Origin of the sequence: Streptomyces tanashiensis (assembly GCF_014648895.1) — a bacterium.
Taxonomy (GTDB): Bacteria; Actinomycetota; Actinomycetes; order Streptomycetales; family Streptomycetaceae; genus Streptomyces; species Streptomyces tanashiensis.
The window spans coordinates 109,750-123,007 of the sequence record NZ_BMRZ01000014.1 but is presented as its reverse complement, the minus strand read 5'-3'; the positions used below and the strand labels follow the sequence as shown (position 1 = coordinate 123,007).

Genomic DNA, 13,258 nt, shown 5'->3' with positions numbered 1-13,258 from the left:
CACCCCTTCACAGGAGCTGTACTGCCATGAAGACCCGTCGCACCCTCCTCACCGCCCTCGCCTCGCTCACCGCCCTCGGGCTCCTCACCGCCTGCGGCTCGGGCGACGCCGCCGTCGGCGAGATCAAGCCGGAGGGCCAGAAGGACACCGGCATCAACGTCGGCCCGAACCAGAACCGCGTCCACACCGCCAAGGTCGACGCGATCGCCGGCAAGCTGCCCGAGGCCGTCCGCAAGAGAGGCACCCTGATCCTGGGCGTCTCCGCCAAGAGCAACCCGCCGCTCGCCTTCCGCGCCACCGACGACAAGACGCTGATCGGCGTCGAGCTCGACCTCGCCACCCTGGTCGCCGACACCCTCGGCCTGAAGCCCGAGTTCAACGCGGTCTCCTGGGAGAACCTCTTCGTCGGCCTGGACAGCGGCAAGTACGACGGCGTCTTCTCCAACGTCACCGTCACCGAGGAGCGCAAGGACAAGTACGACTTCGCGACCTACCGCCTCGACGACCTCGCCTTCGAGGCGAAGAAGGGCTCCGGCTGGACGGTGAAGGGCCCGGAGGACGTGTCCGGGAAGCGGATCGCCGTCGGCAGCGGCACCAACCAGGAGAAGATCCTCGTCGACTGGTCCCGGCAGAACGAGAAGGCCGGCCGCAAGGGCGTCGACATCAAGTACTACGACAACACGACCGACTACTACCTCGCCCTCCAGTCCGGCCGGATCGACGGCTACCTCGGCCCCAACCCCACCGTCGCGTACCACGTGGCCTCCGCCGGACAGACCGAGGCCGTCGGCAAGTTCTCCGGGGCGGGCGCCGGGCTCCAGGGCAAGATCGCGGCCACCACGAAGAAGGACAGCGGCCTGGTCGCCGCCTACGCGGCCGCGATCGACCACATCGTCGAGAACGGCACGTACGCACAGGTCCTCAAGCGGTGGGGGCTGAGCACCGAGGCGGTGGAGAAGTCGGAGATCAACCCGCCCGGCCTGCCCCGCACCAAGAACTGACCCGCGCCCCATCTGTTCCGAGAGAGACCGCATGACCACCAGCACCCGACCGCTCCATCTCGCCGCCGAGCTCGCCCCGGGCTCCGGCCGGGCCGATCCCGGTCCGCACACCGCCGCCCGTACGGTCGCGCTCGCACGGCTCGCCGAGGCCGCCGCGCTCGATTTCCTCACCCACGACGACTCCTTCGCCGGGCCCGGGCTCGACGCGCTCGCCGTGCTCGCCCGGGTCGCCCCCGAGACCCGTTCCGTCGGGCTCGTGCCGACCGTGACCACCACCCACACCGAGCCGTTCCACGTCCAGGCCGCCGTCGCCACCCTCGACTGGGTGAGCCGGGGCCGGGCGGGCTGGCGGATCGCGGTCTCTCCGACGGGGGCCGAGGCCCGGCTCCTCGGCCGCCGCCCGGCCCCGCCCGCCGCCGAACTCTGGCAGGAGGCGGGCGAGGTCGCCGAGGTGTCCCGGAAGCTGTGGGACAGCTGGGAGGACGACGCCGAGATACGGGACGTGGCGACCGGACGGTTCGTCGACCGCCGCAAGCTGCACCACGTGGACTTCCAGGGCGCGACCTTCTCGGTCAAGGGCCCCTCGATCGTGCCCCGGCCGCCGCAGGGCAACCCGGTGACCGTCGTCGACGCCACTCGCCCGGCCGCCCGGGACACCGCGGCCCACCACGCCGACGTGGCCCTGATCAGGGCCACGTCCGCCGAGGAGGCCGCAGCCCTCCGCGCCGAACTGCGCCGGGGGGCCCGCGCCCACGGCCGGGACCCCGGGCAGCTGCGCGTCCTGCTCTCGCTGACCGTCGACCTCGACGCGTACGAGGGCGGGCCCGGGGCGCTCGCCGAGCTGATCGCCGGCTGGCACGGGGGCGGCGCGGTGGACGGCTTCCACCTCGTGCCGGCCGTGCCGGAGCGGGACCTGGAGCGGTTCGCCGCGGGGACGGTGCCCCGGCTCAGGGACCGCGGCCTGTTCCGTACGGCCTACGAGGGCACCACCCTCCGCGACCACCTGGGACTCGCCCGCCCCCTCAGCCAGTACGCCACGACGGGAGCAGGCGCATGAGCACCGCCACGGGCCGGAAGCAGATCCATCTCGCCGCGCACTTCCCCGGCGTCAACTCCACCACCGTCTGGGCCGATCCGCGCTCCGGCTCGCAGATCGACTTCTCCTCCTTCGAGCATCTGGCGAGGACCGCGGAGCGCGGGCTCTTCGACTTCTTCTTCCTGGCCGAGGGGCTGCGGCTGCGCGAGCACGCGGGGCGCATCCACGACCTGGACGTCGTCGGCAGGCCCGAGTCGATCACCGTCCTGAACGCGCTCGCCGCGGTCACCGACCGGCTGGGCCTGGCGGCCACCGTCAACGCCACCTTCAACGAGCCGTACGAACTGGCCCGGCGGCTCTCCTCGCTCGACCACCTCAGCGCGGGCCGGGCCGCCTGGAACGTGGTCACCTCGTCCGACGCCTTCACCGGCGAGAACTTCCGGCGCGGCGGCTATCTGGACCGCGCCGACCGGTACACGCGGGCCGCCGAGTTCCTCGGCACCGTCCGGGAGCTGTGGGACTCCTGGACACCGGACGGCGAGCCGGGGCCCTTCGCGCACAGCGGGCCGCAGTTCCGGATCGAGGGCGAGTTCCCCGTACCGCGCTCGCCGCAGGGGCAGCCGGTGGTCATCCAGGCCGGGGACTCCGCCGAGGGGCGGGAGTTCGCGGCCTCGGCCGCCGACGTGATCTTCACCCGCCACTCCACCCTGGAGGCCGGCCGGGAGTTCTACGCCGACGTCAAGGGGAGGCTCGCCCGGTACGGGAGGGCACCCGGCGACCTGAAGATCATGCCGGGGGTGACGTACGTCCTCGGCGACACCGACGCCGACGCGCAGGAGCGGGCAGCCGAGATCCGCCGGCAGCAGGTCTCCCCGCAGAACGCGATCCTCGCGCTCGAACAGGTCTGGGGCCGCGACCTGTCCGGATACGACCCCGACGGCCCGCTCCCGGACGTCGACCCCGACCCGGACTCCACGCTGGTCCAGGGCAGGGTGCGGGTCGCCGACCCGGTCGCGGTGGCGAGGAGGTGGCGGGCGCTCTCCGAGGAGAAGGGGCTCTCGATCCGTCAGACGGTCATCGAGTCCGGCAGCCGGCAGTCCTTCGTGGGCTCCCCGGCGACGGTCGCGGCGGCCCTGGAGGAGTTCGTCGCCGCCGACGCCGCCGACGGCTTCATCCTCGTCCCGCGCCTCACCCCCGGCGGCCTCGACGCGTTCGTCGACCGGGTCGTCCCGCTGCTCCAGGAGCGCGGGGTCTTCCGTACGGAGTACGCGGGCACCACGCTGCGGTCGCACCTCGGGCTTCCCGAGCCCGTATGGAAAGGTGGAACACCATGAGCACGGATCCACAGCAGGACTGGCAGCACTGGCACGAGCAGCGCGAGGCCGCGGTCGCCTCTTCGTACGGCCCGCTCTCCCTCACGGGCACCCACTGGCTCGCGGACTTCCCCGAGGGGCGCATTCCGGCCGTTCCCGGTGAGTGGCGGGAGGACGGTGACGAGGTGGTCCTGACGGCGGGCGCCGAGGACGGGCTCAGTGTCGACGGCAAGCCCTTCACCGGCACGGTCCGGCTCACCGCCGACCACGGCCCGGTCCACGAGTCCCGGGTCGAGTCCGCGGGCCGGCGGCTCATGGTGCTGCGGCGCGAAGGGCTCTGGGCCGTGCGGGACTTCGACCCCGGCTCGGAGGCGCGCCGCGCCTTCCGGGGCATCGAGGCCACCCCGTACGACGCGCGCTATGTGGTGCCCGGTGTGTTCCGTCCGTACCCGGAGACGCGCAGCGTACGGGTCGAGAACGCCGACGGGCGGGAGCGCGGCCTCGGTCTCTCCGGGGAGCTGGTCTTCGAGCTGCACGGGGGCGAGCACGTCCTCCAGGTGGCGGTCGAGGACGACGGTTCCCTGTGGGCGGTCTTCGCCGACGCCACCAGCGGCCGGGACAGCTACCGCTTCCGCTTCCTGCGGCCGGAGGCTCCGGCGGCGGACGGCTCGGTGACGGTCGACCTCAACCGCGCGCTGCTGCCGCCGTGCGCCTTCGCGGACCACTTCATCTGCCCCTTCCCGCCGCCGGGGAACACGCTCGACACCGCGGTCGCGGCGGGGGAGCGGCAGCTGAGCCCGGCCTGAACAGGTCTTTCTCTGTCCGGTGTACGGACGACGGGCGCCCCCGGCCACGACGGCCGGGGGCGCCCGTGCGTAAGGCGGTCTTGTGCGCCCGCCCGGGGAGGGCCACTATCACTGGCAGCACATGTCAGGAACACGTCATCTGATGGCGCCTCACGGGCCTGCCCCCGGGGCCCCTCCGCTTCCCGGAAGGAAGTGAGGGTGCCCGAGGCGCTCGCCGCGTACCGGGTCGGCCCCGGCCGACCTGCCCCACCGCTGATTCCCCCCACCGTTGGATCCCCCCACAGGAGGAACAAGAAGTGAGGACCACGCGCACCACCCCCACGAAGAAGTTCCGGCTGCTCGCCCTCACCGCCGGTCTCGTCGCCGCCGCCGCGACCCTCGGCGTCCCCACCGCGAACGCCGACTCCGCGCAGACGTTCAGCGCCACCCAGCTCTCCGCCGCGGGCGACGCCGTCCTCGCCGCCGACGTGGCCGGCACCGCCTGGCGCGTCGACACCGCCACCCGCACGCTCGTCGTCACCGCCGACTCCACCGTCTCCCCGGCCGAGATCGCGAAGATCAAGCAGCGGGCCGGGGCCAACGCCGGTGCGCTGCGCATCGAGCGCACCCCCGGCACGTTCAACAAGCTGATCTCCGGCGGCGACGCCATCTACGCGAGCAGCTGGCGCTGCTCCCTCGGCTTCAACGTCAGGGACGGCGCGGGGAACTACTACTTCCTCACCGCCGGTCACTGCACCGACGGCGCGGGCACCTGGTGGTCCAACTCCTCGCACACGACCGTCCTCGGCACCACCGCCGGGTCGAGCTTCCCGACCAACGACTACGGCATCGTGCGCTACACCAACACCTCCGTGACCAAGTCCGGCACGGTCGGCAGCGTCGACATCACCAGCGCCGCCAACGCCACCGTCGGCATGTCCGTCACCCGCCGGGGCTCCACCACCGGCATCCACAGCGGCACGGTGACCGGCCTGAACGCCACCGTGAACTACGGAGGCGGCGACATCGTCTACGGCATGATCCAGACCAACGTCTGCGCCGAGCCCGGCGACTCCGGCGGCCCGCTCTACTCGGGCAGCCGGGCGATCGGCCTCACCTCGGGCGGCAGCGGCAACTGCTCCTCGGGCGGGACGACGTTCTTCCAGCCCGTGACGGAGGCGCTGAGCGCGTACGGGGTCAGCGTCTTCTGACCCCGGCTCCGCGCGGTCCCTCCGGCAGCCGACGCCTGCCGGAGGGACCGCTGCTTCCTGGGTCTTCTCCGTGTCCTCTACGCCGGAGGTCCGCCGACCTCCGAGGCGATCGGCTCGGCCTTCGGCGTCCGCTTCACCGAGGACAGCACCAGGGTGACGGCCGCGCCGACGATCGCCCAGACCGAGAGGACCGCCATCGAGGCGGTCATGCCGTTGCCCTTGAAGTACGCGATCGAGCGCGCCGCCCAGGTGCCCGCGCCCGGGGGCAGATACGGGCCGATCGCCCTCCAGAAGGGCGGCAGCATCGGCAGCGGGAAGGCGCCGCCCGCGCTGGGGTTGCCCGCGATCACGATGAGCAGGATCGCCAGGCCGATGCCGACGATCCCGAACACGGACTGCAGGGCGAGGGTGGCGGCACCCACCGCGAAGACCACCAGGGTGCCCAGGCCCCACAGGGCCGCGACGCTGCCGGGCAGGGCGCCGAGGATCGGGCCGACGATGATCGCGCCGCCGAGACCGCCGAGGGCCGAGTAGAGCGCCAGGACCCCGAGGCGGATGATCGCGCGCTCCCGGTTGGCGGGCCGGGATCCGGCGCTGATCGCCAGGATCGCGGCGCAGATGTAGCCGCCGACGCACCAGCCGATGACCAGGTAGAAGGCGGAGAGCCCGTTGAAGTCCTGGGAGGAGGAAGGGGCCACGTCGACGGTCCGCACGAGACGCTGGTTGGCCGCCTCCAGCTCCGTGATCATCGCCTCCAGGGTCGCGGAGAGCACCTTGCCGCCGCCGGAGGCGACGAGCAGGGTGTCCGTGCGGCCCCGGGGGTCGACGATCAGTGCCCCGTCGATGTCCCGGTTCAGGACCTGGTCCCGCGCCTCGGCCTCGTCCGCGACCACGCGCGGGTCGAGGGGGTCGCCGGGCAGCTTCCCCAGCCGGTCCGCCACGGCGGTGGCGACCTGCTGCTGAGGGGCGACCACGCCGAAGGGGACGTCCGTGGGTTTCGGATTGTGCAGGGCCCCGACGTACGAGGTGATGAACAGGAGCTGAAGGGCGAAGACGCCGACCACGAGCAGGGCGGCTCGGGGGGTGACGGCGCTTTTCAGTTCATCGACGAGGCTCATGCCCCCCACGCTCGGGGGCGGGGGGCGTCCCCGCAGGCGGGTGGGGGCCGAATGGCTGACCGGTTCCGCTTATCGTACGGACGTTCGAAAATGAGTTAGGGTGGAAGCGAGGGGGTGGGAACGTATGTACGAATTCGATGCGGGAGTGCGGGAGGTGCGCCGGCCATGCCAGGTTTCACGCATCTGCACACCGCCTCGGGCTACTCCCTGCGCTACGGCGCCTCGCACCCCGAGCGCCTCGCCGCCCGCGCCGCCGAGCGGGGCATGGACGCCCTCGCCCTGACCGACCGCGACACCCTCTCCGGCGCCGTCCGCTTCGCCAAGGCGTGCGAGAAGGAGGGCGTCCGCCCCCTGTTCGGCGTGGACCTCGCGTACGAGACCCCCGACGCCCCCGGACCGGACGGCCGGGACCCCGCCGACCGGGGATCCGTCCGCCGGGTGCCCGTCCGGGGCGGGGCCTTCGTCGACGAGTCCGCGCCCCGCGCCCTCTTCCTCGCCCGCTCCCGCACCGGCTGGGCCACCCTCTGCGCGATGGTCACCGCCGCCCACGCCGGGGGAGCGGAGCACCCCCTGCTGCCCAGGGCCGCCCTGGCCGGCGACGGCGTGTCCGTGCTGCTCGGCCCCGCCTCCGACGTCGGCCGCGCCCTCGCCGCCGGCCGCCCCGACCGGGCCGCCCGGCTGCTCGCCCCCTGGCGCGAGCGGTACGGCGACGCGCTGTGCCTGGAGGCCGTCCAGCACGGGCGCGCCGGCACCGGCCCCGGTTCCCTGCGGCTCGCCGCCCGTACCGTCGGCTTCGCCGCCGAGCAGGGCGTCCGGCCCGTCCTCGGCAACGCCGTCCGTTACGCCGACCCCGGCCAGGGCCCGGTCGCCGACGTCCTCGACTCCGCCCGCCGCCTCGTCCCCGTCGACCCCCGCAAGGAGCTCGACAGCGGAGAGGCCTGGCTCAAGGGCGCCGACGACATGCTGGCCGCCGCCGAGCGGATCGTCGAGGCCGCGGGCTTCCGCCGGGACGCCGCCCACCGCCTGCTCGACCGGACCGGGGAGGTCGCCGCCGCGTGCCTGGTCGACCCCGAGGACGACCTCGGCATCGGCTCCGCGCACTTCCCGGAGCCGTACCTCGTCGGCGCGGAGCACCGCACCGCCCAGCGCGTCCTCGCCTCCCGGGCCGCCGCCGGCATGATCCTGAAGGGGTACGAGAAGCGGCGCGGCTACTGGGACCGGATGCACCGCGAGCTGGACGTCATCGCCCACCACGGCTTCGCCACCTACTTCCTGACGGTCGCCCAGGTCGTCGACGACGTCCGGTCCATGGGGATCCGGGTCGCCGCCCGCGGCTCCGGCGCCGGCTCCCTCGTGAACCACCTCCTCGGCATCGCCCACGCCGACCCGGTCGAGCACGGCCTGCTGATGGAACGGTTCCTCTCCACACGCCGCACCGCCCTGCCCGACATCGACATCGACGTGGAGTCCGCCCGCCGCCTGGAGGTCTACCGGGCGATCATCGACCGCTTCGGCACCGAACGGGTCGCCACCGTCTCCATGCCCGAGACCTACCGGGTCCGCCACGCGGTACGGGACGTGGGCGCGGCCCTCTCCCTCGACCCGGCCGAGACCGACCGGATCGCCAAGGCCTTCCCGCACATCCGCGCCAGGGACGCGCTCGCCGCCCTCGACGAACTGCCCGAACTGCGCGAACTCGCGGGCGAACGCGAGAAGTTCGGCCGGCTCTGGGAGCTGGTCGAGGCGCTCGACGCGCTGCCGCGCGGAATCGCCATGCACCCCTGCGGGGTCCTGCTCTCGGACGCCTCGCTGCTCACCCGTACCCCCGTCGTCCCCACCAGCGGCGAGGGGTTCCCCATGTCCCAGTTCGACAAGGAGGACGTGGAGGACCTCGGACTGCTCAAGCTCGACGTCCTCGGCGTGCGCATGCAGTCCGCCATGGCCCACGCCGTCACCGAGGTCGAGCGCGCCACCGGCATCCGCCCCGACATCGACGCGGTCCCGGAGGGCGACCCCGAGACGTACCGGCTCATCCGCTCCACCGAGACCCTCGGCTGCTTCCAGATCGAGTCCCCGGGCCAGCGCGACCTGGTCGGCCGGCTCCAGCCCGCGACCTTCCACGACCTCGTCGTCGACATCTCGCTCTTCCGGCCCGGGCCGGTCGCCGCCGACATGGTCCGCCCCTTCATCGAGGCCCGGCACGGCCGCGCCCCCGTCCGCTACCCGCACCCCGACCTGGAGGAGACCCTGAAGGAGACGTACGGCGTGGTCGTCTTCCACGAGCAGATCATCGAGATCGTACGGATCATGACCGGCTGCGACCGGGCCGAGGCCGACCAGGTGCGGCGCGGGCTCTCGGACCCGGGGTCGCAGGGCCGGATCAGGCTCTGGTTCGCCGGCCGGGCCTCGGCCCGGGGATACGCTGACGAGGTCGTCGCCCGCACGTGGGAGATCGTCGAGGCCTTCGGCTCGTACGGCTTCTGCAAGGCGCACGCGGTGGCCTTCGCCGTGCCGACGTACCAGTCGGCCTGGCTCAAGGCGCACCACCCGGCCGCCTTCTACGCGGGGCTGCTCACCCACGACCCCGGCATGTACCCCAAGCGGCTGCTGCTCGCGGACGCCAGGCGGCGCGGGGTGCCGGTGCTGCCGCTCGACGTGAACCGGTCGGCGGTCGCCCACCGTATCGAACTGGTGTCCGATGATCCGAAGGTGTGGGGCCTCCGGCTCGGCCTCGCCGACGTCCACGGCATCAGCGAGAACGAGAGCGCCCGCATCGAGCACGGACAGCCCTACGCCTCCCTGCTCGACTTCTGGGAACGGGCCCGCCCGCGCACCCCCGTCGCCGAACGGCTCGCCCAGGTCGGCGCGCTCGACGCCTTCGGCGCCAACCGCCGCGACCTGCTGCTCCACCTGACCGAACTCCGCCGCATCCACCGGGGAGCCGCCTCCCACGGCGGCCAACTGCCCCTCGCCCAGGGCGGGAAGACCGCCCCCGTCGGCCTGCCCGACCTCGACGACGCCGAACGCCTCAGCGCCGAACTCGGCATCCTCGGCATGGACGCCTCCCGCCACCTCATGAGCGACCACCACGCCTTCCTCCGCGAGCTCGGCGTCGTCTCCGCCCAGCGGCTGCGCTCCGCCGCCCACGGGCAGACCGTCCTCGTCGCGGGCGCCAAGGCCGCCACCCAGACCCCGCCCATCCGCTCCGGGAAACGCGTCATCTTCAGCACCCTCGACGACGGCACCGGCCTGGTCGACCTCGCCTTCTTCGACGACGCCCACGAACGCTGCGCCCACACCGTCTTCCACTCCTGGCTGCTGCTCGTCCGGGGCGTGGTGCAGCGGCGCGGCCCGCGCAGCCTCAGCGTGGTCGGCTCCGCCGCCTGGAACCTCGCCGAACTGGTCGAACTGCGGGCCTCCGGCGGCCTGGACGCGGTGGGGGAGCGGCTGTCCGAACAGCGGCTGTCCGAACAGCGGCTGTCCGAACAGCGGCAGGAGAACCGCCCGGCCGACAACGGACGCCGGATCACGATGCCCACCGGATACGAGATGAACCCCTGGGCCGACCTCCGGCCGGCCGGGGAAGGCGCCGCGACGCCGTCGCGGAAGCTGTGGCACAGCAGCCCCGGGAGCGCCGGATGATCCTCTGCGTACGGTTCCGCCTGGAACCGGCGGACGAAGCGGTACTGCCCCGACTGGTCGACCTGCTCGGCGAGTTCACCCCCGTCGTCGAGGCCGCACCGCCCTGCGAGGCGCTCGCCGACGTGCGCGGCGCGCTGCGCTACTTCGGCCGCACCCCCGCCGAACTCGCCTCGGTCATCCGGGTCCGCGCGCTCGCCCTGTACGGCGTCGACTGCGTCATCGGCGCCGGCCCCAACCCGATGCTGGCCCGGCTGGCGGCCCGCGAGGCCACGCCCGGCACCACCCTGGTCGTCGAGGACCCGGCGGCCTTCCTGCGCGACCGGCCGGTCGTCGCCCTCGACGGCGTCGGCCGCGCCACCGCCAGGACCCTCTGCGGCTACGGACTCGACTCCGCGGGCCGCGTCGCCGACGCGCCGCTCGCCGTGCTCCAGCGGCTCGTCGGGGCGAAGGCCGGCCGCGAGCTGTGGGAGCGGGCGCGGGGCATCGACCGCACCCCCGTCGTGCCGCACGCGGTCTCCCGGTCGGCGGCCGCCGAGCGCGCCTTCCCGCACGACGAGACCGACCGGACCGCGCAGCGCAGGGCCCTCCTCTCGCTCGCCGGCGAGCTCGGCGCCCGGCTGCGGACCGAGGGCCAGGTCTGCCGCTCGCTCGCGGTCACCGTGCGGTACGCCGACCGCAGCACCACGACCCGGAGCCGTACCCTGCCCGAACCGACCGCCCACTCGGCGGCGCTCACCGCCCTCGCCTACGCCGTCCACGACTCCCTCGGCCTCCAGCGGGCCCGGGTGCGGGGCATCGCGCTGCGCGCCGAGGGCCTGACGGACGCCGAGGGGGCCGCGCACCAGCTGTCCCTGGACCCGGCGGACGAGAAGACCCGGCGGATCGAGGCGGTGGCCGACCGGGCACGGGCGAGATTCGGCCCGCGGGCGATCCTCCCGGGCTCCCTCGCGGCCTGACCGCGCGCCCGCCGGCGCCGTGGTGACGACACATCACTTTTTACCGACGCGTAACTTCCCAGCCGAGGCTACCCGTGCGTAATTTGGCTGGAGAGCATCCCCACTTGTGGTCCGGACCGCAGGGCACAGCACCCCCACCTTCCCCTTGAGCCGCAAGGAGATCGCCCGATGCTGCCCCCGAAGTCCTGGAAGCGCGCTGTCAGAGCGCTGTCCGTCCTCCTGCTGACCGCCGCCGCCACCCTCGCCCCCACCGCCGCCGCCCAGGCCGCCGCCGCCCCCAGCCGCGGCTGGAACGACTTCTCCTGCAAGCCGTCCGCCGCGCACCCGCGCCCCGTCGTCCTCGTCCACGGCACCTTCGGGAACTCCGTCGACAACTGGCTGGCCCTCGCGCCCTATCTGGTCAACCGGGGCTACTGCGTCTTCTCGCTCGACTACGGCCAGCTGCCGGGCGTTCCCTTCTTCAACGGACTCGGCCCCATCGCCGCGTCGGCCGGACAGCTCGACACCTACGTCGACCGCGTCCTCGCCGCCACCGGCGCCCCCGAGGCCGACCTCGTCGGACACTCGCAGGGCGGCATGATGCCCCGCTGGTACCTCAAGTTCCTCGGCGGGGCCGAGAAGGTGAACACGCTCGTCGGCATCGCCCCCGACAACCACGGGACCACCCTGCTCGGCCTCACCAAGCTCCTGCCGTACTTCCCCGGGGCCGAGGACCTCATCAGCTCCACGACCCCCGGCCTCGCCGACCAGATCGCCGGCTCGGCCTTCATCACCCAGCTCAACGCGGGCGGCGACACCGTGCCGGGCGTCCGCTACCACGTCATCGCGAGCCAGTACGACGAGGTCGTGACTCCGTACCGCTCCCAGTTCCTGAGCGGCCCGAACGTCACCAACGTCCTCATCCAGGACAAGTGCGCGCTCGACCTGTCCGAGCACGTGGCCATCGGCACGGTGGACCGGGTCACCTTCCACGAGGTGGCCAACGCCCTCGACCCGGCCCACGCGACCCCGACGACCTGCCTCTCGGTGGTCGGCTAGCCGCGGGTCCGGCGCCGCCGGGCCGTCGAGAAGAGCAGGGCCGCACCCAGCGCGAGACCGGCGGCGCCACCGACCGCGACGTACGGGGTGGCGGCGTCGCCGCCCGTCTCCGCCAGCTCCACACCGGAACCCGAACCGGCGGCGGGGGCGGGCGCGTCGGGAGCGGTACCGCCCGTGGACGTGCCGCCCCCGGACGTGCCGGACGACGGTGCGGTGGGTGCGGGGGCCGTCGTCCCGTGCCCGCCGTGCCCGCCGTGCTGGACCGTGGACTTGTCCGCGCCGTCCTCGATCTGCTTCTCGGTGGGCGCGGAGGCGGTCGGAGCGGGAGCGGTCGGGGCGGGGTCCTTCGTCGCCGGGGCCTTACCGCCGTTGTCCTGCCCGAACACCACGTCGGAGCAGGTGTAGAACGCCTCGGGGGAGTCGGAGCGCTGCCAGATCGAGTAGATGAGGTGGCGGCCGGACTTCTTCGGCACGGTCCCCTGGAACACGTAGTCGCCGTTCTGCATCCCCGGGTCCGTCACCGTCACGAACGGCTTCGCCTCCAGGTCCGACCACTTCAGCGGCTTCGACGGGTCGTAGCCGTCCTTCGTCACGTACAGCGCGAACGAGCCCTTGTGCGGGGCGGTCCCCTTGTAGCGGAAGGTGTGGGAACCGGAGCTCAGCTTGCTGGCCGGCCAGTCGGCGCGCGCCAGGTCCAGACCCCGGTACTTGTCGTTGCCGGCGCTGCACAGCTTGCCGTCCGGGATCAGCTGCCGGTGCTGCCCGGCCGCGTTGGCGATGTTCACCGCGTTCCAGTCGTAGAACGCCTGCTTCCCGCTCGCCGCGACGGCCGCCTTGCAGGCCGCCGACGTCGGCGCCTCGGGCCCCTCCGCGTAACAGGCCGCGACCCGGCTCACGGGATCGGTCATCGAACCGTGCGCGAACGCACCGGGCGCGACGGCGAGACCGGACAGGACCAGACCGGTGGTGACGACGGCCGTGGCCGTACGGCGAGAGGTCATGGGGGGACAACTCCTTCACGAGGGTGTGTGGGGGGTTGCCACGGAAGCTAGCCGACCCGGTCGGCGAAAAACCGTCCGGAGAGCGGTATGCGGCGATCCTTAGGACCGCTTTAAGGAACCGGTAAGAGTGGCCTCAGAAAGGGCCGGCGACGCCGAT

10 protein-coding genes are annotated in these 13,258 nt (G+C 73.2%); 8 read left to right on the top strand and 2 right to left on the bottom strand.

Going from position 1 to position 13,258, the window contains the following annotated elements; all coding sequences use genetic code 11:
• Window positions 1-26 precede the first annotated feature (26 nt).
• From IE237_RS31015 to IE237_RS30995, 5 genes are all read left to right on the top strand, one after another.
• Window positions 27-1,001 carry an ABC transporter substrate-binding protein gene (locus tag IE237_RS31015; RefSeq protein WP_189805452.1) on the top strand — a complete coding sequence of 325 codons (975 nt, stop codon included), beginning with the start codon at window positions 27-29 and terminating at the stop codon, window positions 999-1,001.
• Between the two features lie 31 nt (window positions 1,002-1,032).
• A complete protein-coding gene (locus tag IE237_RS31010; RefSeq protein ID WP_189805451.1) occupies window positions 1,033-2,058 on the top strand; it encodes an LLM class flavin-dependent oxidoreductase in 1,026 nt (341 codons plus the stop codon).
• Window positions 2,055-3,371: an NtaA/DmoA family FMN-dependent monooxygenase gene (locus tag IE237_RS31005; RefSeq protein WP_189805450.1), complete on the top strand. Its 1,317-nt coding sequence runs from the start codon at window positions 2,055-2,057 to the stop codon at window positions 3,369-3,371. Before IE237_RS31010 ends, IE237_RS31005 begins: the two co-directional genes overlap by 4 nt.
• Complete coding sequence (locus IE237_RS31000; RefSeq protein WP_189805449.1) at window positions 3,368-4,156, top strand: DUF1684 domain-containing protein; 789 nt, start codon at window positions 3,368-3,370, stop codon at window positions 4,154-4,156. The genes IE237_RS31005 and IE237_RS31000 overlap by 4 nt, the downstream gene beginning before the upstream one ends.
• Window positions 4,157-4,452: 296 nt before the next feature.
• Window positions 4,453-5,346, top strand: coding sequence for a S1 family peptidase (locus IE237_RS30995; protein WP_189805448.1), 894 nt, complete (start codon window positions 4,453-4,455; stop codon window positions 5,344-5,346).
• A gap of 77 nt (window positions 5,347-5,423) precedes the next feature.
• On the opposite strand, the gene IE237_RS30990 is transcribed toward IE237_RS30995, so the two are convergent.
• Window positions 5,424-6,464: an ABC-2 transporter permease gene (locus IE237_RS30990; RefSeq protein WP_189805447.1), complete on the bottom strand. Its 1,041-nt coding sequence runs from the start codon at window positions 6,462-6,464 to the stop codon at window positions 5,424-5,426.
• 165 nt (window positions 6,465-6,629) lie between these two features.
• On the opposite strand from IE237_RS30990, the gene IE237_RS30985 reads away from it, so the two are divergent.
• The 3 genes from IE237_RS30985 to IE237_RS30975 all read left to right on the top strand — a co-directional run bounded on the left by IE237_RS30985 (window position 6,630) and on the right by IE237_RS30975 (window position 12,100).
• Window positions 6,630-10,106 (top strand): DNA polymerase III subunit alpha, encoded by a 3,477-nt coding sequence (locus IE237_RS30985; protein WP_189805446.1) that lies wholly within the window; start codon window positions 6,630-6,632, stop codon window positions 10,104-10,106.
• Window positions 10,103-11,062 (top strand): DNA polymerase Y family protein, encoded by a 960-nt coding sequence (locus tag IE237_RS30980; protein WP_189805513.1) that lies wholly within the window; start codon window positions 10,103-10,105, stop codon window positions 11,060-11,062. The genes IE237_RS30985 and IE237_RS30980 overlap by 4 nt, the downstream gene beginning before the upstream one ends.
• 168 nt (window positions 11,063-11,230) lie before the next feature.
• On the top strand, window positions 11,231-12,100 hold the full coding sequence (locus IE237_RS30975; RefSeq protein ID WP_189805445.1) for an esterase/lipase family protein: 870 nt from the start codon (window positions 11,231-11,233) through the stop codon (window positions 12,098-12,100).
• Here the strand turns inward: IE237_RS30975 and IE237_RS30970 are convergent.
• Window positions 12,097-13,101, bottom strand: coding sequence for a lytic polysaccharide monooxygenase auxiliary activity family 9 protein (locus IE237_RS30970; protein ID WP_189805444.1), 1,005 nt, complete (start codon window positions 13,099-13,101; stop codon window positions 12,097-12,099). The two genes, IE237_RS30975 and IE237_RS30970, sit on opposite strands and share 4 nt — an antisense overlap.
• Window positions 13,102-13,258 lie beyond the last annotated feature (157 nt).